Source organism: Halomonas campaniensis (assembly GCF_002211105.1).
GTDB classification, from domain to species: domain Bacteria; phylum Pseudomonadota; class Gammaproteobacteria; order Pseudomonadales; family Halomonadaceae; genus Vreelandella; species Vreelandella campaniensis_A.
The window spans coordinates 114059-139007 of record NZ_JPUA01000001.1 but is presented as its reverse complement, the minus strand read 5'-3'; the positions used below and the strand labels follow the sequence as shown (position 1 = coordinate 139007).

Sequence of the window (24949 nt, the reverse complement as noted above, 5' to 3'; positions counted from 1 at the left end):
GATAACACCATGACTTGATGACAATTACATGACAATCGTTGCGATTAGCCCGCCACAGGCCACCAGCTTAGCGCGATACCGGCAAAAATCAGCAGCCCCGACCAGTGATTGTTGAGAAACGCCTGGAAGCAGGCATCCCGCTCCTGGTGGCGAATCAAGCGCTGCTGATGCAGAAAAGTCGCCCCCATTGCAGCAAGCCCTAACCAGAAGAAACCACCTAAACCAACCCGCCAGCCTACCCAGGCCAGCAACCCCAGGGTGGCTAGCTGGAGGAGGCCAATGATCAAACGGTCTGCATTTCCAAACAGCACGGCCGTTGATTTAATACCAATTTTTAAATCGTCGTCGCGATCAACCATGGCGTACTGGGTATCGTAAGCCACTGTCCAGCACACATTAGCGCAGAATAGCAGCCATGCTTCCAGCGGCACGTAGCCCAATACGGCGCCAAACGCCATCGGAATAGCCCAGGAAAACGCTGCGCCCAGCACCACCTGAGGAAAGTGGGTATAGCGCTTCATAAACGGATAAATAATCGCCAGCAGCACCCCGCCCAGCGAGAGCAGCACCGTAAACCAGTTGGTTAGTAGTACCAGAATAAACGCAGCGGCCACCAGGGCGATAAACAGTAGCTGGGCTTCGGTTTCACTGATCCGGCCTGTCGCTAGCGGACGATGCTTAGTGCGTTTCACATGGCCGTCAAAGTGGCGATCCGCATAGTCATTGACCACGCAGCCCGCGGCACGCATCACGTAAACACCGGCCACGAAAATCAGCAGCACATTTCGCCCGGGCACACCTTCTGCAGCCACCCAAAGTGCCCACAGCGTCGGCCACATCAACAGCCATGTGCCTATCGGCCGATTCAAGCGCATCAGCTGTAAAAAATCTGCCACGCGAGCCCATCCCTTCGGCCGCAACAATGAACGATCCATGCTTACCTCACGAAGAATAAGATGCAGGCGCTAGCCTAGCGCGAAGGCAGGCCAAGATCATCAGCCATTGCACCCAAAAAGTACTCTTGAACTAATAACGACAGAGAGTCGTGCTTACAGCCGTAATAAAAAACAGAGCGACGGCCCCAAGCAGCGTTTCCTTGTATACCGTTCACGCTAGCGAAAGTCGGCGCTTGCGTCGTCGCCTCTAATGACCCACGGATTAAACCCGGCTGACGGAATAACCAACTGCCTAGCGAGCGTTCCCCCAGACGATCCAAGCGCTGGCCCTTTAGCTGCGCGAGTGGGGCGACCGAACGCGCCACCACCCAGGGCGTTTCATCCAAGCACAGCGCTACTTCCCGCAGCCAGGCGTACCGCTTGGCCCTAATGCCCAGCGCCTGCGCCTCATCCTGTCGCGGCCAGCCGACGCCCTGGCGTAGTAGCCGTACGCGAAACGGCTTAGCTCCACCAGCTGCCATCAAGCGTGCGGTTAACGAATCGGTGGAGGCAACCCACTGCCACCAGGAAGCACTCATCGCCGGGCGCGCCGCATCAATCGGGCGCCAGCGGGAAAATAGAGGAGTTTGCCGAAAAGCAGCAGCCGTCACCGAGTTCTCCAGGGCAATTAACGGGCTGGCTAGTGTAACATGAGGCATTGGAGGCTTTGGTTTCAGCGACTTTTTTCACAAAACGGTTTAGCGCCTCTTATTGTCGGCAACTTTTTTTAGTCATTTTTTCTTTAGCAACTCTTTTGGTATCTGCATGCCCGCACCCCAGACACAAAAACCGTCGTCACACGCTGCGCTGGTGATTATTGGCACCGGCATGGCAGGGGTTGGCCTTGCCCGGGCACTGCGCCGCCTGGGCGACCAACGCTCAATCACGCTGGTGAGCGCGGACAGCGGCGATGACTACAGCAAGCCGTTGCTCTCCACCGGCTTCGCCAAGGGCCTCGCGCCCGAACAATTAGCCCAGCGCAGCGCTGCTGAACTAGGCGAAGAGCTAACTGCCCAGATGTTTATCCACACCCAAGTGGACGCACTGGATGTGGATAACCAAACAATTCTTCTTGAAGACGGCATGGTGCTCGGCTACGACACACTGGTGCTGGCCACTGGCGCTGCACCACGGTTGCCCTTCAGCCTTGAGCCCAGCGTAGCCCCACGCTGCTTTACCATTAATGACCTGGATGACTACCGCCACTTTCACTCGGCGCTAGGCCATGGCCCAGCACGGGTGGCGATTATTGGCGCAGGGCTGGTAGGCTGTGAATTTGCCAACGATCTTCACGCTGGCGGCCATCACGTCAGCGTCATCGCCCCTGAAGGAAGTCTGCTTCCTCGCTTGCTACCACCGCCTTTAGGAAACGCCCTGAGCGATGCCTTTAGCGAAGCAGGGATCAACCTTCACCTTGGCCGTTCGATTGATTCCATTGCGGCCGAAAGCGACGAAGACATCGTATTACGCCTGGATAACGGCGACACCGTCAGCGCTGACCTCGTACTGATGGCAACCGGCCTTGCCCCCCGCACGGCGCTTGCCGAAGCGGCTGGTTTAAGCGTATCGCCTAGCGGTATAGTCGTTGACCGGCAGTTGCGTACTTCGCACCCCCATATCTACGCCCTGGGCGATGTGGCCTGCGTAGACGGCGTTAATGCCATGTACGTACAGCCGCTGCAAGCCAGCGCAAAAGCCCTGGCAGCAACACTTTCGGGTACCCCCACACCGGTTAGCTTTGGCGCTTGGCCGGTAGTGGTAAAAACGCCGCTGCTACCGGTGGTTGCCTACCCACCAACGACCACTCCGGAGCGCTGGCGAATTGAAGGTGAAGGCGGTGATATCAGTGCCTTGGCTGAAAATAAAGACGGACGTTTGATTGGTTTTGCGTTGACAGGCGGCTGCGTGAGAAGGAAAGTGGAGCTTTCCAGAGCAGCACCTACGCTGCTAGGCTGATTTTCGTCGCGTTCACGACTAGGCTAGAGAAGCTAACCTAATCGGCTACGCACCCAACAACATGCATTTGTTTGATTTTTATTAACAAGGGGAGATTCCTTATGCGCAAACCTGAACTCGCTGCCGCCATCGCTGAAAGTGCCGACCTGTCCAAAGATAAAGCAGGCCAAGTGCTAAACGTTATTCTGGATGAAATCACCAACAGTTGTGCCAAGGGCGAAGATGTCGCTCTGATTGGTTTTGGCACCTTCACCGTACGTGAGCGCGCAGCGCGTACCGGCAAAAATCCGCAAACCGGCGCTCCGCTGCAGATCCCGGCCAGCAAAAACGTTGCCTTTAAACCAGGCAAAGGACTTAAGGACGCCGTTTCCTAATGAAGCTCAAGCTGACGCTGTGGCTGCTGGGCGTACTGCTCAAACGCGCCCTGCGCCGCAAACCGCGCTTTCGTGAACAGTTAGAACGCATGCGCGGCCTGGACTGGGGGATTGCCACGGAAGATTTAAGTATCGCCCGCCACTACCGGATGACGCCGAAAAGTGTCACTACCGGCAAAGGGCTACCTGTGGACTTGGATCTTGAGCTACGTTTCCGTGACCAGGATACCGCCTTAAAAGTACTCAAAAAGCCCACTCAGCAAGCCTTTCTAGACGGCATGATGAACGGCAGTGTGCGCCTGGTCGGTGACTCCGCCGATATGAATAAGCTGCAAAAACTACTCAAGTATTTATAGCGCTTCATATCGATGGACATCCCTCATCAACGCTTAGTGTACTTCCGCGTTACACTGGAGTCTGGTTCAGTGCGACGCGCAGCCGCGCGCTTGGATATAGCTCCCTCGGCGGTGAGCCGGCAGATAGTGCTGCTGGAAGAAGCCTTGGGAGCCACTCTAATGGAGCGTCAGCGTGACGGCATTTCGCCTACCCCGGTAGGCGAAATGCTGCTGGAGTACTGCGAACGTCGCGGAGCCCTTGATGAAGGCTTTATTGCATCGCTTGAATCCTACCAACGCCTGGAAACCGGCAGAATATCGCTCACCGTAGGTGAGGGGTTTGTCAGTGATTTAGTGGCATCCCCACTGCATGAGTTCACTCAGCTTTATGCGGGTATCCAGCTCGATATTCATATTGCCGGCACCTCGGGCATTATTGAAGCCGTAGTCGATGATCACAGCCATATCGGCTTAATGTTCCACGAAAGAACCCATCCTCAACTGCGTTTCTGGGCTTCCAGCCCACAGCCATTAATGGCCATCCTGTCACCGCAGCATGCCTTGGCCAACCAGCCTGCGCCGCTCTCTCTCAATCAACTGAGCGCCGAGCCCATGGCGATGTGGGATACCAGCCACGGGGTGCGCCAAATGGTCGATCAGGCCTTTCAGCAAGCGCGGATTGCCCCGCGCCTGGCAATGAACACTAACTCCATGGTGGTACTGGCACAGTACGTGCGCAGTGGCATGGGCATTACCCTGCTACCCGCCTTTGCCGTCGCCCACGACCTGGAGCTCGGCACACTCGTGGCGCGCCCGGTAGATAATCCGCTTTTTCAGCGCTCCCAGGCCCATATGGTCACCCGGGTAGGCCGCCAACAGCCCAAGGCGTGCATACTATTGCTGCGCCATTTGCAGCGCTGGATGCAGGCGTTCCGAGAACCCAGCTCGGTAAGCGATCAACCAACGCCACTGCCGTAACCAAACGCAACGCTGGCCTCTGGTGCGGTTTCCACCCAAACGCTTTGCGGCACCGTGTATTCGCGCAGGCCATCCAAGCCACTGGAGCGACCAAAGCCGCTGTCGCCAAAGCCTCCGAACGGCGACATCACGCTGATCGCCTTGTAGCTATTAATCCATACCGTACCCGCACGCAGTTGTCCGGCGACGCGATGCGCCCTTGCTACGTCCTGGCTCCAAACGGCGCCAGCCAAGCCAAAGCGGGTCTCATTGGCGAGTTGAATGGCCTCATTTTCAGTGTCGAAGGCCATGGCCACCAGCACCGGGCCGAACACTTCTTGTTGAGCGATCTCCATATCTGGGGTGACATTGACCAACACGGTAGGGGCGATAAAATAGCCCTGAGCCTCGTCAGGTAATCCCTCTGGCCGCTTACCGCCCGTTAGCAACGTTGCACCAGCGGCTACCGCCGCATCAATCATACGAGTGACCTGCTCAAACTGACGGCGATTCTGCAGCGGCCCCATCCGGGTCGCTTCATCGCTGGGCAGGCCCACCGCAATCTGCTCCGCCGCCCGCGCCACGCGGGTGGTGACCTGCTCAAACATTCCGCGCTCAATCAATAAGCGCGACCCTGCCACACAGCTCTGGCCAGCGGCGGCAAAAATGGCCGCCTGGGCACCCGCCACCGCTTCATCGAGCTTGGCATCGGCAAACACGATATTGGCGGACTTGCCCCCCAGCTCTAACACGCTGGGCACCAACCGCCGTGCGCCCGCCTCGGCAATCATACGGCCACTCTGGGGCGAGCCGACAAACACCAGTTTGCTGATGTTGGGGTGGTCGGTCAGCGCTGCACCGGTCGTTTTGCCCAGCCCATTGACGATATTGATCAGCCCCTTCGGCAACCCGCCGCCTTCCAGCAGCTTGGCAATCACCACCGATGAGAACGGGGTTAACTCAGAAGGCTTCAATACGGCGGCGTTGCCTGCGGCAATGGCCGGGGCCAGCTGCCAGGCGCAGGTGAACATCGGGGCATTCCAGGGGGTAATCTGCCCCACCACGCCGTAAGGCACATGGCGCACATAGTTAAGGTGCGAGGTAGGCACTGGAATCACTTCGCCATGCTGCTTGTCGCACCAGCCCGCGTAGTACTCGAACATCTCGCGCACTTTGCCTACTTCTGCGCGGCAGTCGCGAATCGGCTTACCGGCAACAACGCTTTCCAACTGCGCCAGCGACTCTTCATGGCCCTCCAGGCCGCGTATGGCGGCATTCATGCGCCGTCCACGCTCGCTGGCGGTTAGCACCATCCATTCACGCTGCCCACGCTCAGCGGCTTGGGTAGCACGCTCAATCAGCGCGGCCCCCGCATCGCGATAGCTCACCAGCGTTTCGCCGGTGGCCGGATTGGTCAGGGTGATCATTTCCCCCTCTCCCGCCACTAAACCGCCATCAATCCAGTTGCTTAACAGCGTGGTGGCCGTTAATCCAAAACCTTCGAGCAGCGTGGCAAGGTGATCTTGGGCATGTTGGCTAAGTGCATTCATGACTGCTCCTCCGCCTGGCTGGCACGCGTTAATATCGGCGTGGTGATATGGTTAAAGTCATCGCTATCGCTTGGTTGTTCGGGGTTAGCATGCCAGGCATCGACCACGGCCTGTAACAGCGGTAAGGGGATATCCAGCTGCTCAGCGGCATCCCGCGCCAAGCGCAGGTCTTTGCGCATCAAACCGGTGGTAAAGCCCGAATCGAAACGCTCGCTCAGCACCCACTCCGGGAAGTTCACCTCGCTAACCGCGCTGCGCCCTGAGCCGCTATTAAGGCCCGCCAAGCAGGCGGCGGGGTCGACGCCCGCTTTGGCTGCCATCGCCACGGCTTCGGCGGTGGTTAACAAGTGCGCGGCACACAGGTAATTATTAGCAAGTTTGACCACATGGCCGCTGCCCGGGCCGCCCACATGGGTGCGCTTGGCCGACATCGCTTCCAGCATCGGCAATACCCGTTCGATAGTGCGTTCATCGCCTCCCAGCAACATCCCCAGCTTGCCGCTGGCAGCTCCTTTCGGGCCGCCGCTGACGGGGGCGTCCAGCCACTCAAGGCCCGCTGCGATGACGTTTTCAGCCAGTTCGCGACTAACCTGAGGGTCACTTGTCGACGTATCTACAATCACACTGCCTTTCGGCGCTAGGTTGAGTAAGCCCGGTGATTGCTCGATCACCTCGCGCACATGGGCGGAAGTAGGTAGCGACAGCAGGTACACATCGCTTGCAGGCAGTTCTTCGGGCGCCACGACGGGTACCCCCTGGGCAGCGAGGCGCGACCGCGCCTGCTCAAATAGATCGCTACCCGTCACTTCAAACCCTGCTGCTTTGAGGGTGAGCGCCATATTGCCGCCCATCTGACCCAATCCAATCACAGTAATCGATAAAGGGGTGGTGACTAGAGACATAGTAAAGCTCCTTTAAACGTCATGAAGACGCTATGTTCCGGGTAGACGCTCCCCTACCCAGTGGGCATCAGAGAGCGAATAACGTGTATTAAGTCAGGAATTTAGACGAGCAGCGCCCTTACCAGCTCCACCCAGTAGCGTGCACCCAACGGTAACAATGCATCGTTAAAATCATAGCGAGGGTTATGCAGCGAAGCGGACTCCTCGCCGTTGCCCATCCAGATATAGGCACCGGGGCGCTCGGCAAGTAGAAACGAGAAATCCTCAGAGGCCATGCTGGGCGGCGGGTTACGAATTACATTCTCGCTACCGAGTAAGCTCTCCAGTACCGTGGCGCAGTGCTGCGCGTTTTCAGGGGTATTGGTAGTGGCGGGATAACAGCGTTGGTAATCCAGCTCAACGGTCAAGCCATGAAACTCCGCCAGGCTTGCAATCGCCTGCTTAAAGCGCGTCTCTAAGTGCTCTTTAAGTGTCATATCAAAGCAGCGCAGCGTGCCGCGCAACGCCACCTGTTCGGGAATCACGTTAAAGGTATCCCCCGCGTTAATGCTGGTGAAACTGAGTACCGCGGATTTATCCGGGGGCGTCTCGCGGCTCACCAGTCCCTGCAGTTGGCTGATCAATTGGCAGCTCGCCAATACCGTATCAGTCCCTAAGTGCGGCATCGCTGCGTGGCAGCCTTTGCCGGTCAGCGTCAGGCTAAAGATGTCGAAAGCAGCCATCACGTCGGTATCGTGCACTGCGGCAACGCCCACGGGCAGGCCCGGCCAGTTGTGCAGGCCGTACACGGCGTCCATAGGGAAGCGCTCAAACAGGCCTTCTTCGACCATCACCCGCCCACCGCCGGCGTTCTCTTCGGCGGGCTGAAAGATAAACACCACCCGGCCTTTGAAATCCGGCTGCTGCTTTAACGCCCAGGCGGCGCCCAATAACATGGTGGTATGGCCATCATGGCCGCAGGCGTGCATCTTGCCAGGCGTCTTGGAAGCGTAGGCAAGCGCCGTCTCTTCGCGAATATCCAGGGCGTCGATATCGGCCCGCAGGCCGATGGTTTTACCTTCACCCAAACGGCCATCCAAGGCCGCCACTACGCCGGTACCGGCAATGCCGGTGGTTACCTCAAAGCCCCACTCAGTCAGCAGCTCGGCAATACGCGCGCTGGTGCGGTGCTCCTCAAAAGCCGTTTCTGGGTGCTGGTGAAAATCATGGCGCCACGCTTTTAGTTCTGCGCTATCCGGTAAGTCTACTGAAGCAGTCATCGTCTATCCTTAAAGCATCACGTGAGCGACAACGGCAGAGCCGATAAAGGTACCGGTAAAGACCAGCAGGGCCACAATTACCAGCTTCCAGCCGGTTTGCTTGAACATGGCAAACTCACGGCCGGTCAGCGCCAGCCCTGCGTAGGCCAGTACCGGTGTGACCACCGCAAGAAAGTCCACTTCGGCCAATCGGGCGATTATCCAGCCGTTACCCGGAAAAAAGGGCAGCGTTGCGATAATGCTCACCAGCGACACCCAGGCCACGCTGGGTAGGTAAAATGGGCAAAACCGGCCAATCACCAAACCGATAATGACCATCACATACAGAATCAGCATGCCGGGCAGCGCGTCTAGCAGCGGCGAACCGTTGACGATATTGCTAAACCACGCAGCGATACACACGGCGGCCAGAACTAAAGCCGTTTTACCGAGTTGGTTTTCCGGGCGCAGCTCTTTCAGCGCTTCGGCATCAAACTGATCGACCGTGCTCTCATGAGTTTTCATGGCTAACCTCCTGACGCGAACCTTTTAAGCGCTTGTACATCCACTCGGTGATTGGGAGCGCGATAAATAGCGAGATATACAGGCCAGTGGCATAAGTAAGCAGGTTGCTGGCTCCGGCAAAGGCGAGCAGCTCATCCTTGGATGCCGGAACCGCTTCGGCTAACGCAGCCGAGCACGCGGCCACCATACTGCCACTGCCCACCCCACAGGCCATGGCCAGAGCACGAATATCGAGAATATCCAACGAGGCGATATAGCCCGCCATTAAGGCAAAGTAGAGCGTGCCGAACATGGTGCCCACCACATAAACGCCCATAATGCCGATACCTTCAGGGCTTCTTAGCCCGTAACGGTCTGAAATAATGGCAATATTGGGTTCGCGGGCGATAGAGTAGGTAGCACCGATCGCTTCCCGGCCCATTTTGAGCACTAATACCGCAAAGGGCAGCGCGATTAGCATGGTGCCCAGATTGCCCAGTTCCTGGAGTATCAACGCCGGGCCAGCGGCGATAATTTGCTCAATGGCGGGGCCGATGGTGGAGCCAAACTTGGCAATAAACGGCAAAATAGCGATCAGAATGATCGGGCCTGCGGCATTGCTGACCGGCTTGGGAATAACCTTGCCCATGGCCGAGAAAAGGTGAGGGTTGAACAGTACGCCAATCACAAAGGCATAGAGCAGCGGTAGTAACAGCAGTGTTCCAGGCCCAAGGGGGATACGTACGATGCCGATCCACTCGGCAAACATTGACGTCAAGATCACCGTGAGGTGCAGACGCCAGTCCAGCAGCAGTTTGAGATCCATAGGAGTGTCCCTGTTCTTTTTAGAGTCACTCCGAGTATCGAAAGGTTACTGTTTCAATCATAGGGCTTTAGTGCGCTATTTTTTAGAACACTCAAGCGTTGATAGCAGAGGTAGCGACATCCAGCACCCACAACGTTATACTAAAGTCTAACAACCACCTATAAGAGTTTCTATGCCCATTTCTTTGCCGCTACGGCGCCTTTGGACGCTGGATAAATTCGCCTACAGCCTGCGCGTTTTTATAGCGTTCAGCGGCGCATTGCTGTTCAGCGGTCTAATCGGCGATGTGGCGCTGGTCATCCCACTGTTTCTGGGCATCATCGCCTGCGCGCTGTCTGAAACCGACGACAGCTGGCAAGGGCGGCTGCAAGCGCTGCTGGTAACGCTGGTCTGTTTTACCTCGGCCTCCTTTATTGTCCAGTGGCTGTTTCCCTGGCCTTGGCTATTTGTAGTGGGGCTGGGACTTTCGACCTTTTGTCTGATCATGCTCGGCGCCATCGGCCAGCGCTACGCGACGATTGCCTCAGGTACGCTGATTCTATCCATCTACTCGATGATCAATATCGAGCAACATGGTGGCGTAGATGGCGACGTAGCGGCACGCCAACTGCTGCTGTTGGCCGGGGCAGCCTGGTATGGGCTGATTTCAGTGGTGTGGTGCGCGCTGTTTTCCCGCCAACCGGTCAAACAGAGCATGGCACGGGTGTACAAAGCGCTGGGTGAACTCCTGGTTTTGAAATCAGCGCTGTTTGAGCCCGTGAGAGGTGTCGATGTTGAAGCGCGTCGGGTGGCGCTAGCCCGCCAGAATGGCCAAGTCGTTGCTGCGCTTAATCAAGCCAAAGAGATGATTTTCAGGCGCTTAGAGGGCCAGCGCGGCGACCAAAAGCTTAACCGCTACCTGCGTATCTACTTTATCGCCCAGGATATTCACGAGCGTGCCAGCTCCACACACTACCCCTATAGTGCGCTCAGCAAGGCTTTTTTCCACCACGATGTGCTGTTTCGCTGCCAGCGGCTGCTGGATCAACAGGGTCGCTCCTGCCGTCAGCTAGCCAAATCACTGCTACTCAATAGACCGTTTGATCACCAGCAGAGCGAAGAGGCCCTGGCCGACCTTCACGCTTCCATCGAAAACCTGCGCGACCGGGGCAAGCCCGAATGGCGCCCGCTGCTCTACCCGCTCAGCGCGCTGGCAGAGAACCTGGCCACGCTGGAAAACCAGCTCGCCAGTGCCCACAATCCTGGTGTCAGCGATGAGCGGCGCGACAGTTCACTGTATGACCGCTCGCCATCCAGTTTGCTCGAAGCGTGGAAGCGGGTGCGCCTCAACTTTACCCTTGGCTCCCCCACCTTTCGCCACGCGGTGCGACTCTCTATTGCCCTCACCACTGGCTATGGGCTAATGCAGTGGATCGACCCTGAGCAGGGCTTCTGGATTCTGCTCACCACGCTTTTTGTCTGCCGGCCCAACTTTGCCACCACGCGACGATTTTTGTCACAGCGGATTATGGGCACGGTATTGGGCCTGACAGTGGGTTGGGCGTCGATCAGCCTCTTTCCGCACCCGCTGGTGCAGAGCATAATCGCCGTGGCCGCCGGGGTTTCCTTCTTCGCCAACCGCGAAAAACACTACGTCATCGCCACCGCTTCCATCACCCTATTGGTGCTGTGCAGTTTCAACCAGGTAGGCGATGGCTACGACCTGATCCTGCCGCGGCTGCTCGACACCCTGCTCGGCTCACTCATCGCGGGCTTAGCGGTGTTTTTTATTCTGCCCGATTGGCAGGGGCGCAGGCTCTACCGGGAAGCTGCCAATGCGCTTAATAACCACCGCCGCTACCTGGAAGAGATTATCCACCAGTACGAGGAGGGCAAGCAGGATGACTTGGCCTATCGCCTAGCGCGACGCAATGCCCATAACGCCGATGCAGCGCTCTCCACGCTGCTCACCAATATGCTTCATGAGCCGGGGCACTACCGAAAACTGGATGCGGACAACGGGCTACGCTTTTTAGTGCTCTCCAATACCCTACTCAGCCACCTCTCCGCCTTGGGCGCCCATCGTCACCAGTTAGCAGACGATGAAGATGACGCCACGCTAGTGCCAGTAGCAAAACGTATTGGTGAGCTGCTGGGACAAATCGCCGAGCGATTAAACCAGCGCCAGCCGGTTGAGCCACTAGCGAATAAAGCTGCCGAGTTATTAGCCCAGCTAGAAGAGCAAAGTGCGCTATCTGCAGATGAAAAAGCCGCCACGCTCTACCGCCCTATCCAGAGCCAGCTACGCCTTATTACCGAGCAGCTCGCCCCGCTGGGCGAAGCCGCTAATCGGTTGGTGGGAAGTGAAGAGCACGCGCCCAGCACAGCTAGCGCCTAACCACACTCACTACACCTGCCCATAGCGCCCTGCTGCCTCACCTAACCAACGGCGCACCAGCACGGCGGTGATGTCGGGGTTGCCCTGTAGCGTTTGGGCCATGGCCGTTACCCGCTCTAACAGGTCGGCATCGCGCTCCAGGTCGGCGATTTTCATCTGCGCCAGGCCGGTTTGGCGGGTGCCGAGCACTTCGCCGGGGCCGCGGATCTCCAGGTCTTTCTCGGCGATACGGAAGCCGTCGGTGGTTTCGCGCATCACCGCCAAGCGCTGGCGGGAGCTTTTCGACAGCGGCGGATGGTAGAGCAGCACACAGAAGCTTTCCGTGCTGCCACGGCCTACCCGACCGCGTAGCTGGTGAAGCTGCGAAAGCCCCAAGCGCTCCGGGTTTTCGATAATCATCAGGCTGGCGTTGGGCACATCCACCCCGACTTCGATTACCGTGGTAGCGACCAGCAGATCCAGCTCACCTGCTTTGAAGGCGGTCATGACTTCGGCTTTCTCGCTGGATTTCATCCGCCCGTGAACCAAGCCCACCGCCAGTTCAGGCAAGGCGACCGTGAGCTCGTCGCGGGTGACCTCGGCGGCCTGGCACTGCAGTACCTCGGATTCATCGATCAAGGTGCACACCCAGTAGGCCTGGCGGCCTTCGCTACAAGCTAACTGTATGCGTTTCACGACTTCCGGACGGCGTTCGTCGGGCACCACCACGGTTTTGACTGGCGTGCGGCCGGGGGGCAGCTCGTCGATCACGGAAACATCGAGATCCGCATAGGCGCTCATGGCCAGAGTGCGGGGAATCGGCGTAGCGGTCATGATCAACTGGTGCGGGGTTAGCCCGCCCGCCTCGCCCTTCTCGCGTAGCGCTAAACGCTGGTGCACGCCAAAGCGGTGCTGTTCGTCAATAATCGCCAACCCTAAACACTGGAAGTGCACATCGTCTTGAAACAGCGCGTGTGTACCCACCACCATGCGCGCGCGGCCATCGGCGATCGCCGCCTTGGCATCCAGCCGCGCTTTGCCTTTAAGCTTGCCCGCCAGCCACGCCACTTCGATGCCCAGCGGCTCAAACCAGGCTTTAAACGAGCGGTAGTGCTGCTCTGCGAGGATTTCCGTCGGCGCCATGATCGCCGCCTGGCAATTGCCCGCCAGGGCGCTCAGCGCAGCCATGGCGGCTACCACAGTCTTGCCCGAGCCCACATCACCCTGAATCAGCCGCAGCATGGGCGCCGGTCGGCTTAAATCGTGGCTGATCTCTTCCAGCACGCGGCGCTGCGCGCCGGTTAAGGCAAAGGGCAGTTGGGCCAAAAAGCGCGCCTGCAGGCTGCGCCCGGAGGGTAGCGTCGGTGCGCCATCCGCCTGAATACGCAGGCGCACTTCGCGCAGGCTTAATTGGTGGGCGAGCAGTTCCTCCAGCGCTAGCCTGCGCGTGGCCGGGTGCTGGCCGCTGGTCAACTGCTCTATATTCACATCGGGAGGCGGCTGGTGCAGCAAGTGCAGGCTGGCGTGTAGGCCCGGCAGTTGGAAGCGCGTGAGAAGCGCATCGGGTATCACATCGGGCAAGGCCTCGGGGGCGTCGTCCAGTAAACCCAGCGCCTGCTGAGCCAGGGCGCGTAGCCGCGGCTGGTTCAAGCCTTCGGTGGTAGGGTAAATCGGCGTGAAGTACTCTTCCACCGGGGTCTCACTACCGCCGCTGAGCCGGTATTCCGGGTGATAGACCTCTAAACCGGTCGCCCCGGCACGCGCTTCACCAAACGCCCGCACCGTGGCGCCAGGGCGCAGCTGCTGTTGCTGGGCGGGGGAGAAGTGAAAAAAGCGCAGGCTCAAAATACCGCTGGCATCGCGTAGACGCACCAGCAGGCTTCGCCGGCGCCCTTTGACCACATCGCAAGCGGTCACTTCACCCTCTATCACCGCCTCCTGGCCGGCGCGTAGCAGGCCAATCGGCGTCAGCCGGGTGCGATCCTGATAGCGCAGCGGCAGGTGAAACAGCAGATCGCTGACCCGCTCGATCCCCAGCCGGCCCAGCTTCAGCGCCAGCGCTTCGCCTACGCCCTTCAGCGCGGTTATCGGCGCGGAGAGGTCACTCATGGGGCGCTTTTCACGGCTTTGGCGGGTTGTCGGCAGTGGCTGATCGCCTGGATAAGGGCCTCGATGGCTTTGGGCCGGGGGAAGCTTGCCCGCCAGGCGATCGCCACGGTGCGCGACGGCGCTGGCTCCACAAAGGGTCGACTGACCAGCATGGCATTTTCGTATTGGTCGGTGCCGAGTGCAGACTGCGGCAATACGGTGATGCCCAACCGTGAGGCCACCATATGGCGAATGGTCTCGAGCGAGCCGCCTTCGGCGATCAGCGTATTATTGGGGCTATTAAGCTTTTGAGTAATCGCCGGGCAGGCTTCCAGAATTTGATCGCGGAAGCAGTGGCCTTCGCCGAGCAGCAGCAGGCGCTCTTCGAGCAAGTCCTCTTTATTGATCGCTTCCCGCTCGACCCAAGGGTGATTGGCGGGGATGAGCACTTCAAAGGCTTCGTCATAGATCGGCTTGGTCACCACATCGGTTTCGGTAAACGGCAGGGCGACAATAATCACATCCAGCTCGCCGCTTCTTAGCTTGCCGCGCAGGGTGCCGGTCATGCCCTCTTCAATATACAGCGGCATCTGCGGGGCGGCGCTAGCCAGGGCTGGCACTAGATGGGGAAACAGGTAGGGCCCAATGGTGTAAATCGCCCCTATGCGCAGCGGGTTGGCCAACTGATCCTTGCCCGCACTGGCGAGCTGAAAAATCAGGCTGCTCTGCTCCAGCACACGCTGGGCCTGGGCGACGATCTTTTCACCCAGCGGGGTAACCTGTACGGTGGATTTGGATCGCTCAAACAGCGGTGTTTCGAGCTCTTCTTCCAGCTTTTTCACCGCCACCGAGAGTGTGGGTTGCGAAACGTGGCAGCGCTCTGCCGCGCGGCCAAAGTGGCGCTCCTGGGCAAGGGTTACGATGTAGCGAAGTTCTGTTAAAGTCATAGCGGTGCCAGTGGCATCCTCTCGTAGCAGCGTGTGACTAACAAAGTGGCAGTCAGCGGGATGGAAAAGGACTAGCAAGCTCTGCCGTCGGTTTTCTTAACCGACAATCTCATATCTAGTAGAGACTTTGCATCTAATAGGGAATATTAATCAAGAGGAGTGAGCACGGTGAAGCTAACCGTACTGATTATCGGCTGTGGCGATATAGGGATCAACCTTGGGCGTGAGTTACTCGAGGAAGGGCACGAGGTGATAGGCCTACGGCGTAATGTGGAAGCCTTAAAAGGCACCGGCATTAAACCGCTGGCGTTAGACCTGGATAGCCTTGAAGATGCCGATGCCAAAAGCCTGCCCCAAGCTGACTATGTGGTGTATACCGTCAGCGCTGACCGTTTCGAAGAAAGCGCCTATCAAAGCGCCTACCCTGAAGGCTTAAAACGTGTGCTGGGCGTGATGGAACAGCACAAAATACCTCCGCGCCGGGTATTTTTTGTTTCTTCGACCAGTGTACACGGCCAGCAGGAGGGCGAAGTGGTCAATGAAGAGAGCCCCACTGACTCCACGAGCTTCTCGGGCATTCTGATGCGCGAAGCCGAACAGGCGCTAATCAATCACTCCCTGCCCGGCACGGTGATTCGCTTTTCCGGCATTTATGGGCCAGGCCGCGACCGGCTGATTCATCAGGTGGCTGAAGGCCGTGTGGCCGCGATCACGCCGGTGGTGTACTCCAACCGCATTCACCGCGATGACTGCACCGGCATTATTGCGCACCTGATTCGTTATCAGGAGCGAGGTGAGACGCTGGCGGATATCTACCTGGGTAGCGACTGCGAACCGGTCACCATGCATAACGTCATGATGTGGCTGGCCGAGCAGCTTAACGTCGAAGCTACCGAGACCATGCAGTCGCCTTTACGTCGGCGCACTAGCAAACGCTGCGATAACCAGCGCCTATTGAGCACTGGTTATCAGTTCCGCTTCCCCAGCTACCGCGAAGGCTATGCACAGGTACTCAAAGAGGGCGGCTTTCTAGAGCTAAATAAAGCCTAGTCACCGATAACCATCACCGCTTCCGCTTCCACCTGGCTGCCTTTGGGCAGCGCTTTAACGCCAACGGCGGCGCGGGCGGGGAAAGGAGCGGTGAAGAACTCTTCCATGACTTGGTTAACAATCGCAAAGTTATCCAAATCCACCAGATACAGATTCAGCTTAACGATATCGCTTAGCGAGCCCGCCGCTTCTTCACACACTGCTTGCAGATTGGTGAAGACTTGGCGTGCCTGGGCTTCAAAATCTTCAGACACAATCGCCATGGTGGCGGGATCAAGCGGAATTTGGCCGGAGAGATAAACCGTGTTGCCCGCTTTTATGGCCTGGGAGTAAGGGCCGATAGCCGCAGGGGCTTTGCTGGTGTTGATAACAGCCTTGTTGCTCATAGGTTGGTTCGCTCCTGTAGTAGGTAATACTTAATTATTTGATAATGAAAAATAGCGATCACTGCCAATTTTTTATCGGCATATCGTTATATAAGGCCGTTAATTGGCGAGTCGGGTTATCTTGCCAACGTTGGGAAGATTACGGATACGCTTAATAATACGCGCCAAATGCACGCGGCCTTTCACCGACAGGGTCAGATTGACGGTGGAAAGGTGAGCATCACGCTCTTCAATGCCAATCCGCTCAATATTGGCATCGGCATCGGTGACCAGCCCGGCAAGCTCTGCGACTAACCCGCGGCGGCTCTCAATCTCGATACGCAGCGCGACCGGGAAGTCTTCATCAATAGTGTCCGACCACTCCAGCGCGAAGAGCTTATCAGGGTCGTTTTTATCGGCGAAGTTCTTATCCACCACGTTTTTACACTCGGCGCGATGCACCACCAAGCCTTTACCCGTGGAAAGGTGGCCAACCACCGGATCGCCCGGCAGTGGGTGGCAACAGCGCGCAAAGTTAAGCACCATGCCTTCGCTGCCGCTGATCATCACGGCTTTGCTACCGTCAACGCCTGCAGGATGCTCATAGGTCTCATCACCATGGGCTGCATCCACCAGGCGGCGAGCCACCACGTGGGTCATGCGGTTACCCAGCCCTAGCGACTCCAATAGCGACTCTTCGGAAGTCACATCCAGCTCTTTGAAGGCCCGCTTGAGGACACTCTCATCCAGCTCTTCCAGGCTGGTATCGAAGGGCGCCAGCGCTTTATTGAGTAATCGCCGACCCAGCATGATCGCTTCTGTCTGCTGCTGATATTTTAGCGCGTGACGAATAGCTGAACGCGCCTTTGCCGTGGTCACAAAGTTAAGCCAGGCAAGATTTGGCTTAGCACCAGGGGCCGTAATAATTTCCAGCGTCTGGCCACTCTCCAAGCGCGTTGAAAGCGGTGCCAGATGGCGGTCAATACGGCAGGCGATGCAGTTATTACCAATATCCGTATGCACGGAGTAAGCGAAGTCGATTACGGTCGCGCCCTGGGGGAGCTCCATAATGTCGCCTTTAGGCGTGAACACGTAGATATCGTCAGGAAACAGGTCGTTTTTAACGTGTTCGATAAACTCCAGCGAGTCGCCAGCGTGACGCTGCATTTCCAGCAGCCCTTTCACCCAGGCGCGGGCGCGGGCGTGGCTGCCTTCAGCAATCGGATGCGAGGTCTGGCCCGCCTTGTAAAGCCAGTGGGCGGCGATGCCGTTATTGGCCATCGCTTCCATTTCGCGGGTGCGTATCTGCACTTCAATGGGCATACCCCGGGAGCCAAACAGGGTGGTATGCAGGCTCTGGTAACCGTTGGCTTTGGGGATCGCAATATAGTCTTTAAAGCGCCCCGGCACCGGCTTATAGAGGTTATGCACTACGCCCAGAATACGGTAGCAGCTGGCCACGTCTTCGGTAATGATGCGAAAACCAAACACATCCATGATTTCGGCAAAGGGCTTACGCTGGTCGCGCATCTTTTTATAGATCGACAGCAGATGCTTTTGGCGTCCTACCACCGTGCCGTTAAGTGCGTCGTCATCCAGACTCTTTTGCAGCGAAGACTGTATTTCGCGCATAGCGCTGCGCCGATGTCCCCGCGCACTGGCAACGGCGCGCTTGATACGCTCCGCGCGCATAGGGTGAATCGCTTGAAAGGAGAGATCCTCAAGCTCAATACGAATCGTATTGATACCCAGCCGCCCAGCGATGCGTGCGTAAATTTCCAACGTCTCACGGGCGATGCGGCGCTTCTTGTCCGGACGCAGGGCGCCCAGGGTGCGCATATTATGCAACCGGTCGGCCAGCTTAACGATGATGACGCGAATATCCCGCGACATCGCCAGCACCATCTTCTGGAAGTTCTCCGCCTGGGCGACGGCTTTGTCTTCAAAAGTGATTTGGGTAAGTTTGGATACCCCGTCCACCAGTTCGGCTACCGGTTTGCCAAACTGGGCCTCCAGCGCTTTTTTGGAAACCCCGGTATCTTCGATAACGTCGTGCAGCATGGCGGCCATCAGGCTTTGATGATCCATGTGCATATTGGCAAGAATATTCGCCACCGCAAGCGGGTGGGTAACGTAGGGCTCGCCGGAACGCCGCCGCTGGCCGTCGTGGGCCTGCTCAGCGTAGTAAAAGGCGCGTTTGACCTGCTGGATCTCATCCGGGGGTAAATAGCCGCCGAGTCTATCGGCCAGGTCATCAATGGTGAACATCTACCGCGCCTCTATCGGTTTCGTTGAAAACGTTAGTCGTCGATATGAGTAGGCGCCATCGCCGGGCGCGGACGAACAGCGGCTTCAACGGGCTCGTCGAGCACAGTGTGATCGACCAAGCCTGCGGCAATTTCACGCAGCGCCATCACCGTGGGTTTATCGTTTTCCCAGGGTAGCAGCGCATCACGAGAGCCGCGTGCCAACTGGCGAGCCCGCTGGGTGGAAATCATTACCAGCTTGAAACGGTTTTCAACATTTTCAAGACAATCTTCAACGGTTACGCGAGCCATGGGAGCCTTCCTGTTATGACGGAACCGGGCCGACGCCGTTAAAAAGTTGAAAACGGCATCGACCCAGCGGAAAAAACGCATTTAAAGCCGTATTTAAAAACACGGTAGAACCGAATAGATTACTCGACCGTAGGCGCCTGTGACAAGAGCGCAGCCAACAGCGGCGCGTGACGCTCGCTCATTACCGGGAGGCTTAAGCGACGGCTGATCACCAGCGACTGTAACTCCTGCAGTGCCGTGGTGAAGTCATCATTAACAACGAGGTAATCATATTCATGGTAATGGGACATTTCACTCACCGCATCGCGCATGCGCCGGGCAATCACCGCATGCTCATCGGTGCCACGGCTGGCAAGGCGCCGCTCAAGCTCGTTGCGAGAAGGCGGCAGAATAAAAATCGACACCGCATCAGGCATTTGTGTGCGTACCTGCTGAGCGCCCTGCCAGTCGATTTCCAGAATGACGTCCTGGCCTGCCGCTAGCAATACCTCTACTGCCTGGCGCGAGGTGCCGTAGTAATTATCAAATACTTTGGCATACTCGAAGAACTCACCCCGCGTGATCATCGCTTCAAACTCGGCCACATTGGTGAAATGGTAATTCACGCCATCCACCTCACCCTCACGCTTGGCACGCGTGGTGTGCGACACCGATACTTGAATCCCATCCAGGCTTTCGATTAGCTCGCGCACCAAGCTAGTCTTGCCAGCACCCGACGGGGCAGAAACGATAAACAGCGTACCTTGGGACATGAAGTACTTTCCCTTCAGTTAGCGAAAAATAAGTGGCGGAATACGAAGTAAAAGCAAGTTGAGCGACTGCAGCAGAGCAGTAAAGCTGCGCAGTATCGCACACCCAGCGCGACGACTGTAGCGTTTGGCGATGACATACAGGGAGGTAGGCATGCGCAGTACGCTATTTATTTTAGCCTTGATTGGCTTGGGCGTAGCCCTTCAAAAAGGCATCATTGAGATTCCCCGCCACTGGGCGCCCTGGGCACCGCTGCATATTGATGACCCGATCACCCCGGTGACTAAACTTAAGCTAAGCCGCCTAGCAGATGACCGTGAGGGCTGTTTAGCGGCTTTAGATACCGTGCCTGATGGCGAACTTAGCTACACGCCGTTAGCAGATTACTCCCCTACGGCAAGCTGCCCGCTTACCAATGTCGTGCGTATGCAAGCCAGCGGCGTTTCTTTTAACCAGAGTTTTGTGGCGACCTGCCCCTTGGCGCTGGCCTGGGTCATGTATGAACGCCATGCGTTACAGCCTTCAGCGGAAGAGATTATGGGTAGCCGGATAAGTCAGGTTAACCACGTGGGTAGTTTTGCCTGCCGTAATGTTTACGGGCGTGAAACAGGCCGACGCAGCGAACACGCCACCGCCGAGGCGCTGGATGTAACGGGGTTTCAATTTGAGAATGGGCAGCGCATTACACTGATTAACCATTGGGATGATGAAGGTGAGGTGGGGGAGTTCTTACGGGCCGCCCGAGATGGAGCCTGCGATGCCTTTGGCAACGTGCTAGGGCCTGACTACAACGCCGCACATGCCGACCACTTTCATATGGGCATGCGCGGATTTAGGCTGTGTCGCTAATGGATCAACGCCTACTTATTCCAGGTTGATGTCATCTGCATCCGTGGCGGCCCCCGTTGCAGCACCAACGCCACCGCCGATAACGGCGCCTTGAACGACGCTACCCCCGGTCACGGCGGCGGCACCCGCGCCAACGGCTGCACCAATGCCGGCACCGCTAGAGGCACGCTCTCCGGTAGAGGTACCGCAACCGGCCAGGCCCATGGTTAACGCCATTACCGCGCCGAGTGTCGCTATACGTGTCGAATTCAATACCTGAATCTGCATGGTCATCTCCTTATGGGTTACTGCTCTTACACATTAGAGAGAATTCGACTTTTTAGCCATGTTAATTATCACTGTTCGATAACCATGCAGCGTCAGGCACGCTGGGTCATGGCGCCATAAGTACGCTTTTCCAGCCAGCGCCCAGCGGCAAAAATCACCAAGCCGCAGAGCGCCAAACCAGCGCCCACTAGCCCCGTACTCGACCAACTAAAGCCAGCGCTGATCGCAAGCCCGGCAAGCCACGCCCCTAGCGCATTAGCGCCGTTAAAGGCTGCATGGTTAAGGGAGGCCGCCATGGTTTGGGCATCTTCCGCCACATCCATTAAGCGGGTTTGTAGTGAAGGCGCTAACGCCATACTGGTACCCACCAAGCCGACGAACAGCAACCCCGTCCAGACATTATTGGCGGCAAAGTAAAATAGCCCCTGAACCACGCCACACCAGATCAGGATGCGTGGAATAGCGCGCATCAGATTTTTATCCGCCATGCGCCCGCCAATTAAATTACCGGCAATAGAGCCCAGGCCGAAGATCACCAGCACCAGCGGCCCCAACGCCTCGCTCATACCCGCCTGCTGGGTTAACGTCGGCATCACATAACTAAAAATGGCAAACATGCCGCCGCAGCCGATGCAGGCAAGCGCCAGGGTGACCAGGACTCGCTGTTTAAGCAGCGCTGACAGCTCTCTCACGGGGCTTGCCAGGGTATCAATAGGCTGAACCGGCACATACAAGCGGATTAACAGCGCGGTGAGCAGCGCAATGCCACCCACGCCCGCAAAAGCGATTTGCCACCCCAAGAGATTACCCGCCCAAGTCCCCAGCGGTGCACCGATCAAAATCGCCACGGTTAAACCCATCATCACCCGGGAAACAGCCCGGGCCCGTTGGTCTATCGGTACGGCCCCCGCGGCCACCAGCGCGGCGATACCAAAATAGGCGCCGTGGGGCAGGCCAGCGAGAAAACGCAGGCCCACAAACGATAAGAACCCCGGCGCCATGGCGCTGGCAATATTGCCCACCGCAAATACCAGCATCAGCACGATCAACAGCGTCCGCCTAGGTACCCGCGCCGCCAGCGCTGAAATCAGCGGCGCACCGACCACCACGCCCAAGGCGTAGCTGCTTATTGCGTAACCCACCTGGGGCACGGTCACCGCTAAATCTCCCGCCACGCGGTTCATCAGGCCCATAATCACAAACTCGCTGGTGCCAATCCCAAAGCCACCCAGCGCCAACACAAATTCGGCCAGCCGCGGGTTGCGCGCCAGCCCTTGAGACGACGATGCTGTCGAATCCTGCATGCTTAACTCCTTGGGATACCGCCCGATTGGTATCACGATGGCGCAAATGATCGCAGGATTAGACGAAAGTAGAAACATGCTGCGTTTAAAAAGTTAGCGGGCGAACACAATCATTAAATTGGGCTGAATAGGAAATGTGTGGAGATAAGGTGTGTGGCGGTTAGGCGCTAGGAGCTTCCACTGAAAGCAAGCGCTCACGCAGATGGCGGTTACGCGGCACCAAGCCGGTTTGCAGACCCAGCGGGTGGAATACTTGGTTTAGCAAAGCCAGTGTAGGGCTTGCTTTATCGGCTTCCAGATCAGATAAAGTGCGGCGACTGATACCCACCAGCTCGGCATATTGTGTCTGCGACATTCCCAACACGTCGCGGCGCAGTTGGCGCAGCACCTGCCCTGAGCTGATCTCTTCACGCAGCAGCTGGGACAATAGCGCCATAAGCAGTGCCTCGCGCTCAATGCTAGAGAGTTCTTTGCGTTTCATACCAGCCCCCAGCGGCGCAGCTTAGCGTCCAGATAATCCAACCCCAACGCATTCAATGCTAACAACGATTCGGGGACACCCCGAGCAGCAAGTCGTTCTTTTAGCCCGACTAACTGATTCCCCAGCGCTTTTAGCTCTGCCATCAATTGTTCGGGGGGTACATAGGCATTTAAGTTCTTTGCAATAGCTACCCAGCTGAATTCAGAACCCTCTTCAAACGGCGAGCCCCAAGTAGTGGTGCGAATAATGCCTTCTGGGTCAGCCTTCATGGGCGCAAAATCGTAGACTGGCGCCAGCCATATCCCCTGAGGCGTTTTCAACAGCGCCGTATTGCGGCCATGGTTATCGCTATTAGCAAAAGCGACATTAAGCAGATCACGTTTCACCCACTCGCTCACGAAACGTGCCGTATCAAAATGACCTCCTAACTCGCGAACGCGGTATTGCTGGCTCAACAGACCAACCAAAGCCTCAATCACGGCAAAATGGTTTAAGAAGCTTCCCGGCTGACACTCCATGACGGAATAAACCGACTCCAGCCCATACAGTGCTCGCTTCCCAGCGAGGTAATCAACATCAAAGCGGGGCAACCACAGCGATGGATAGCGCTCGCCTTCCAGTAGCCGCATCCCTTGAGTGTCGATGGTCGCCACGCCGAGTGACGCCAGCTCATGATAGAAATGGTACTCCGCACGGAGGATATTGTTATCAAGCTCGGTGCGTTGGCCGCGAGGAAATTTCACCAGATAGTGCTGGTCTGTATTCGCCGTATCATCCTGATAGGTATCGATCCAGACCTGATCGTCTGGCGAACAGCGAAGCAGTAGCTTAGGCGCTTCGCCGCCAGCCCCGGTAGCTCCCCCCCCGGCAGCGCCCATCTGCTGCGCATAGGCAAGAAAATCGCTATCCCGATCCACAACATCGCGTAAAGCAAAACGCTGCTGCTCTAGCGTGCTACCTACTGGACGCTCGGGAAGCGCCTCTTTAATACGTAAATTACCCACCGGCGCAATCGTCCCGTTAGCCAATAGGGCGTAATCTTGTTCAGCCTCGGTAAGCGCCGATATCCCTAACTGCGTGACCCAGTAACGACGGCTGGCCCCGGAAGGCATGATATCGTCTAAAAAAGCGAACCAGCGTGGCGATTGATGGGTATTCATTAGCTCAATGGGCAAGCGCAGGCTGCAAGCATGCTCGTCATCGCGATCCAGCCATTCAAGCGCATAATCGGTGATATAGCCCAAACGCGCAGAACCTCGGCGACCTTGCGCTGTATGCTCAATCACCAGCTCGGCGGCATCGTGCCACTGGCCATGATGAAATGCCTGGATGGTTAGCAACATGGGCCACCTTAATTGGGCAGTTAATAACTGAGTAGTTTAATGCTCAATAGTGTAGTTCAAGGCACCTAAATGTGCATTTTAATGCTCATAAATATATTAAAACCCAAATAGTGAGCAGTATAATACTCATTTTAGCCAGGAGTAATAATGTCACCTGATAACCCATCTTTTAACACGATCGAACACGCCATGGCTGAACTCGCCAGGGCCGACCCCGATATTGCCCGCGCCTACCCATTGGTGGGCGCCCCTGCCCCACGCCAGCGCGACCAGGGTTTTGCGACATTTTTCTCGACCATCGTTAGCCAACAGCTATCCACCGAAGCGGCCCGAGCGATTATGGGTCGTGTAAATACACTGCTGCCCGAGCTGCACGCCAAAGCAGTGATGGAGGTAGAGGATCAAGCGCTGCGCGATGCGGGGCTCTCCTGGCGCAAGATTGAGTACGCCAAGGGCCTGGCAAAAGCGGAGCTGGCAGGCACCTTTAGCGCCGAGGGGCTTGAGCAACTAAGCGACGACGAGGCGATTGCCGCGATTACCCAGCTGCGTGGCTTTGGCCGCTGGAGTGCGGAGATCTACCTAATGTTCTCGCTAAAACGCCCGGATATCTTCCCCGCTGATGATCTTGCTCTGCGAGTGGCGCTTGGCCGCTTAAAAGGCATGGACGACAAACCCACGCCTAAACAGGCCCGCCAGCTGGTGGAGCACTGGTCGCCCTGGCGCAGCGTGGGTTCGCTGTTTCTGTGGCACTACTATCGCGGCGAGCCGCTTTAAATACTAGGCATCCAGTCCGCCAAACTTACCGTTCTGATAGTCCTCGACCGCCTGAACGATCTCTTCGCGGGTGTTCATCACAAAGGGGCCATGGGAGTAGACCGGCTCATCAATTACCTCGCCGTGACCAAACAGCAAGCGCGCGTCGCTGCTGGCTTCAATGACGAGGCTATCGCCGTCACGATCTACTTCAATCAAATGGTGCGGCTTGACCGACTCGCCGCCTACTGAGACATCGCC

Annotated in this window: 26 protein-coding genes; 8 read left to right on the top strand and 18 right to left on the bottom strand. The window is 57.3% G+C overall.

Annotated elements, in window-relative coordinates; genetic code table 11:
• Positions 1 to 44: 44 nt before the first annotated feature.
• Both ubiA and JI62_RS00660 read right to left on the bottom strand, forming a co-directional pair.
• A complete protein-coding gene (gene ubiA, locus JI62_RS00665; RefSeq protein ID WP_088698312.1) occupies positions 45 to 935 on the bottom strand; it encodes a 4-hydroxybenzoate octaprenyltransferase in 891 nt (296 codons plus the stop codon).
• A gap of 35 nt (positions 936 to 970) precedes the next feature.
• The gene (locus tag JI62_RS00660) at positions 971 to 1594 is read right to left on the bottom strand and encodes a chorismate--pyruvate lyase family protein (RefSeq protein WP_088698311.1); all 624 of its coding nucleotides are present in this window, start codon (positions 1592 to 1594) and stop codon (positions 971 to 973) included.
• A 106-nt stretch (positions 1595 to 1700) separates the two neighbouring features.
• On the opposite strand from JI62_RS00660, the gene JI62_RS00655 reads away from it, so the two are divergent.
• From JI62_RS00655 to JI62_RS00640, 4 genes are all read left to right on the top strand, one after another.
• A complete protein-coding gene (locus JI62_RS00655; RefSeq protein WP_088698310.1) occupies positions 1701 to 2891 on the top strand; it encodes an NAD(P)/FAD-dependent oxidoreductase in 1191 nt (396 codons plus the stop codon).
• A gap of 101 nt (positions 2892 to 2992) precedes the next feature.
• Positions 2993 to 3265, top strand: coding sequence for an HU family DNA-binding protein (locus JI62_RS00650; protein WP_064232353.1), 273 nt, complete (start codon positions 2993 to 2995; stop codon positions 3263 to 3265).
• The gene (locus tag JI62_RS00645; protein ID WP_088698309.1) at positions 3265 to 3621 is read left to right on the top strand and encodes a hypothetical protein; all 357 of its coding nucleotides are present in this window, start codon (positions 3265 to 3267) and stop codon (positions 3619 to 3621) included. The genes JI62_RS00650 and JI62_RS00645 overlap by 1 nt, the downstream gene beginning before the upstream one ends.
• Positions 3622 to 3633: 12 nt before the next feature.
• On the top strand, positions 3634 to 4578 hold the full coding sequence (locus JI62_RS00640; protein ID WP_088698308.1) for a LysR family transcriptional regulator: 945 nt from the start codon (positions 3634 to 3636) through the stop codon (positions 4576 to 4578).
• Here JI62_RS00640 and JI62_RS00635 read toward each other — a convergent pair.
• The 5 genes from JI62_RS00635 to JI62_RS00615 all read right to left on the bottom strand — a co-directional run bounded on the left by JI62_RS00635 (position 4557) and on the right by JI62_RS00615 (position 9577).
• The gene (locus JI62_RS00635; protein ID WP_088698307.1) at positions 4557 to 6107 is read right to left on the bottom strand and encodes an aldehyde dehydrogenase family protein; all 1551 of its coding nucleotides are present in this window, start codon (positions 6105 to 6107) and stop codon (positions 4557 to 4559) included. The genes JI62_RS00640 and JI62_RS00635 overlap by 22 nt on opposite strands.
• Complete coding sequence (locus JI62_RS00630) at positions 6104 to 7009, bottom strand: NAD(P)-dependent oxidoreductase (RefSeq protein WP_088698306.1); 906 nt, start codon at positions 7007 to 7009, stop codon at positions 6104 to 6106. Before JI62_RS00630 ends, JI62_RS00635 begins: the two co-directional genes overlap by 4 nt.
• Positions 7010 to 7110: 101 nt before the next feature.
• Entirely contained in the window at positions 7111 to 8268 is a 1158-nt protein-coding gene (locus tag JI62_RS00625; protein WP_088698305.1) for a M20 aminoacylase family protein, read from the bottom strand.
• Between the two features lie 9 nt (positions 8269 to 8277).
• Positions 8278 to 8772 carry a hypothetical protein gene (locus tag JI62_RS00620; protein WP_082934300.1) on the bottom strand — a complete coding sequence of 165 codons (495 nt, stop codon included), beginning with the start codon at positions 8770 to 8772 and terminating at the stop codon, positions 8278 to 8280.
• Complete coding sequence (locus JI62_RS00615; protein WP_088698304.1) at positions 8759 to 9577, bottom strand: DUF3100 domain-containing protein; 819 nt, start codon at positions 9575 to 9577, stop codon at positions 8759 to 8761. The genes JI62_RS00620 and JI62_RS00615 overlap by 14 nt, the downstream gene beginning before the upstream one ends.
• A 172-nt stretch (positions 9578 to 9749) precedes the next feature.
• Here JI62_RS00615 and yccS point away from each other — a divergent pair, with 172 nt between their 5' ends.
• Positions 9750 to 11954, top strand: a complete 2205-nt coding sequence (yccS, locus tag JI62_RS00610; RefSeq protein ID WP_088698303.1) for a YccS family putative transporter — start codon at positions 9750 to 9752, stop codon at positions 11952 to 11954.
• A 9-nt stretch (positions 11955 to 11963) separates the two neighbouring features.
• Here yccS and recG read toward each other — a convergent pair whose 3' ends face one another.
• Both recG and JI62_RS00600 read right to left on the bottom strand, forming a co-directional pair.
• On the bottom strand, positions 11964 to 14042 hold the full coding sequence (gene recG / locus JI62_RS00605) for an ATP-dependent DNA helicase RecG (protein ID WP_088698302.1): 2079 nt from the start codon (positions 14040 to 14042) through the stop codon (positions 11964 to 11966).
• Positions 14039 to 14968, bottom strand: a complete 930-nt coding sequence (locus tag JI62_RS00600; protein WP_088698301.1) for a hydrogen peroxide-inducible genes activator — start codon at positions 14966 to 14968, stop codon at positions 14039 to 14041. The genes recG and JI62_RS00600 overlap by 4 nt, the downstream gene beginning before the upstream one ends.
• Before the next feature lie 168 nt (positions 14969 to 15136).
• On the opposite strand from JI62_RS00600, the gene JI62_RS00595 reads away from it, so the two are divergent.
• Entirely contained in the window at positions 15137 to 16018 is an 882-nt protein-coding gene (locus JI62_RS00595) for an SDR family oxidoreductase (RefSeq protein WP_088698300.1), read from the top strand.
• Here the strand turns inward: JI62_RS00595 and JI62_RS00590 are convergent.
• The 4 genes from JI62_RS00590 to gmk form a co-directional block, all read right to left on the bottom strand.
• Positions 16015 to 16404 carry a RidA family protein gene (locus JI62_RS00590; RefSeq protein WP_022521094.1) on the bottom strand — a complete coding sequence of 130 codons (390 nt, stop codon included), beginning with the start codon at positions 16402 to 16404 and terminating at the stop codon, positions 16015 to 16017. The two genes, JI62_RS00595 and JI62_RS00590, sit on opposite strands and share 4 nt — an antisense overlap.
• A 99-nt stretch (positions 16405 to 16503) precedes the next feature.
• Positions 16504 to 18651, bottom strand: coding sequence for a RelA/SpoT family protein (locus tag JI62_RS00585; protein WP_088698299.1), 2148 nt, complete (start codon positions 18649 to 18651; stop codon positions 16504 to 16506).
• Between the two features lie 32 nt (positions 18652 to 18683).
• Positions 18684 to 18941: a DNA-directed RNA polymerase subunit omega gene (rpoZ, locus tag JI62_RS00580; RefSeq protein WP_007112267.1), complete on the bottom strand. Its 258-nt coding sequence runs from the start codon at positions 18939 to 18941 to the stop codon at positions 18684 to 18686.
• 119 nt (positions 18942 to 19060) lie between these two features.
• A complete protein-coding gene (gene gmk / locus JI62_RS00575) occupies positions 19061 to 19693 on the bottom strand; it encodes a guanylate kinase (protein WP_088698298.1) in 633 nt (210 codons plus the stop codon).
• Between the two features lie 151 nt (positions 19694 to 19844).
• On the opposite strand from gmk, the gene JI62_RS00570 reads away from it, so the two are divergent.
• Positions 19845 to 20540, top strand: coding sequence for an extensin family protein (locus JI62_RS00570; protein WP_088698297.1), 696 nt, complete (start codon positions 19845 to 19847; stop codon positions 20538 to 20540).
• 15 nt (positions 20541 to 20555) lie between these two features.
• On the opposite strand, the gene JI62_RS00565 is transcribed toward JI62_RS00570, so the two are convergent.
• The 4 genes from JI62_RS00565 to JI62_RS00550 form a co-directional block, all read right to left on the bottom strand.
• Positions 20556 to 20807, bottom strand: coding sequence for a hypothetical protein (locus tag JI62_RS00565; protein WP_088698296.1), 252 nt, complete (start codon positions 20805 to 20807; stop codon positions 20556 to 20558).
• Between the two features lie 92 nt (positions 20808 to 20899).
• Positions 20900 to 22111 carry an MFS transporter gene (locus tag JI62_RS00560; RefSeq protein WP_088698295.1) on the bottom strand — a complete coding sequence of 404 codons (1212 nt, stop codon included), beginning with the start codon at positions 22109 to 22111 and terminating at the stop codon, positions 20900 to 20902.
• 160 nt (positions 22112 to 22271) lie between these two features.
• On the bottom strand, positions 22272 to 22592 hold the full coding sequence (locus tag JI62_RS00555; RefSeq protein ID WP_088698294.1) for a helix-turn-helix transcriptional regulator: 321 nt from the start codon (positions 22590 to 22592) through the stop codon (positions 22272 to 22274).
• On the bottom strand, positions 22589 to 23932 hold the full coding sequence (locus JI62_RS00550; protein ID WP_088698339.1) for a type II toxin-antitoxin system HipA family toxin: 1344 nt from the start codon (positions 23930 to 23932) through the stop codon (positions 22589 to 22591). Before JI62_RS00550 ends, JI62_RS00555 begins: the two co-directional genes overlap by 4 nt.
• Before the next feature lie 150 nt (positions 23933 to 24082).
• On the opposite strand from JI62_RS00550, the gene JI62_RS00545 reads away from it, so the two are divergent.
• On the top strand, positions 24083 to 24709 hold the full coding sequence (locus JI62_RS00545) for a DNA-3-methyladenine glycosylase family protein (protein WP_088698293.1): 627 nt from the start codon (positions 24083 to 24085) through the stop codon (positions 24707 to 24709).
• A gap of 3 nt (positions 24710 to 24712) precedes the next feature.
• Here the strand turns inward: JI62_RS00545 and JI62_RS22795 are convergent.
• A partial coding sequence (locus JI62_RS22795; RefSeq protein WP_276206538.1) for a pirin-like C-terminal cupin domain-containing protein occupies positions 24713 to 24949 on the bottom strand: 237 nt, incomplete at its 5' end.

Excerpts from the sequence above, each read along its gene's own strand:
- yccS (WP_088698303.1), top strand. The coding sequence starts at position 9,750 with ATGCCCATTTCTTTGCCGCTACGGCGCCTTTGGACGCTGGATAAATTC.
- JI62_RS00630 (WP_088698306.1), bottom strand. The coding sequence starts at position 7,009 with ATGTCTCTAGTCACCACCCCTTTATCGATTACTGTGATTGGATTGGGT.
- JI62_RS00620 (WP_082934300.1), bottom strand. The coding sequence starts at position 8,772 with ATGAAAACTCATGAGAGCACGGTCGATCAGTTTGATGCCGAAGCGCTG.
- JI62_RS00600 (WP_088698301.1), bottom strand. The coding sequence starts at position 14,968 with ATGACTTTAACAGAACTTCGCTACATCGTAACCCTTGCCCAGGAGCGC.
- gmk (WP_088698298.1), bottom strand. The coding sequence starts at position 19,693 with ATGTCCCAAGGTACGCTGTTTATCGTTTCTGCCCCGTCGGGTGCTGGC.
- JI62_RS00565 (WP_088698296.1), bottom strand. The coding sequence starts at position 20,807 with ATGCAGATTCAGGTATTGAATTCGACACGTATAGCGACACTCGGCGCG.
- JI62_RS00560 (WP_088698295.1), bottom strand. The coding sequence starts at position 22,111 with ATGCAGGATTCGACAGCATCGTCGTCTCAAGGGCTGGCGCGCAACCCG.
- JI62_RS00555 (WP_088698294.1), bottom strand. The coding sequence starts at position 22,592 with ATGAAACGCAAAGAACTCTCTAGCATTGAGCGCGAGGCACTGCTTATG.
- JI62_RS00650 (WP_064232353.1), top strand. The coding sequence starts at position 2,993 with ATGCGCAAACCTGAACTCGCTGCCGCCATCGCTGAAAGTGCCGACCTG.
- ubiA (WP_088698312.1), bottom strand. The coding sequence starts at position 935 with ATGGATCGTTCATTGTTGCGGCCGAAGGGATGGGCTCGCGTGGCAGAT.
- JI62_RS00640 (WP_088698308.1), top strand. The coding sequence starts at position 3,634 with ATGGACATCCCTCATCAACGCTTAGTGTACTTCCGCGTTACACTGGAG.
- JI62_RS00590 (WP_022521094.1), bottom strand. The coding sequence starts at position 16,404 with ATGAGCAACAAGGCTGTTATCAACACCAGCAAAGCCCCTGCGGCTATC.
- JI62_RS00645 (WP_088698309.1), top strand. The coding sequence starts at position 3,265 with ATGAAGCTCAAGCTGACGCTGTGGCTGCTGGGCGTACTGCTCAAACGC.
- rpoZ (WP_007112267.1), bottom strand. The coding sequence starts at position 18,941 with ATGGCTCGCGTAACCGTTGAAGATTGTCTTGAAAATGTTGAAAACCGT.
- JI62_RS00625 (WP_088698305.1), bottom strand. The coding sequence starts at position 8,268 with ATGACTGCTTCAGTAGACTTACCGGATAGCGCAGAACTAAAAGCGTGG.
- recG (WP_088698302.1), bottom strand. The coding sequence starts at position 14,042 with ATGAGTGACCTCTCCGCGCCGATAACCGCGCTGAAGGGCGTAGGCGAA.
- JI62_RS00570 (WP_088698297.1), top strand. The coding sequence starts at position 19,845 with ATGCGCAGTACGCTATTTATTTTAGCCTTGATTGGCTTGGGCGTAGCC.
- JI62_RS00615 (WP_088698304.1), bottom strand. The coding sequence starts at position 9,577 with ATGGATCTCAAACTGCTGCTGGACTGGCGTCTGCACCTCACGGTGATC.
- JI62_RS00660 (WP_088698311.1), bottom strand. The coding sequence starts at position 1,594 with ATGCCTCATGTTACACTAGCCAGCCCGTTAATTGCCCTGGAGAACTCG.
- JI62_RS00545 (WP_088698293.1), top strand. The coding sequence starts at position 24,083 with ATGTCACCTGATAACCCATCTTTTAACACGATCGAACACGCCATGGCT.
- JI62_RS00655 (WP_088698310.1), top strand. The coding sequence starts at position 1,701 with ATGCCCGCACCCCAGACACAAAAACCGTCGTCACACGCTGCGCTGGTG.
- JI62_RS00635 (WP_088698307.1), bottom strand. The coding sequence starts at position 6,107 with ATGAATGCACTTAGCCAACATGCCCAAGATCACCTTGCCACGCTGCTC.
- JI62_RS00585 (WP_088698299.1), bottom strand. The coding sequence starts at position 18,651 with ATGTTCACCATTGATGACCTGGCCGATAGACTCGGCGGCTATTTACCC.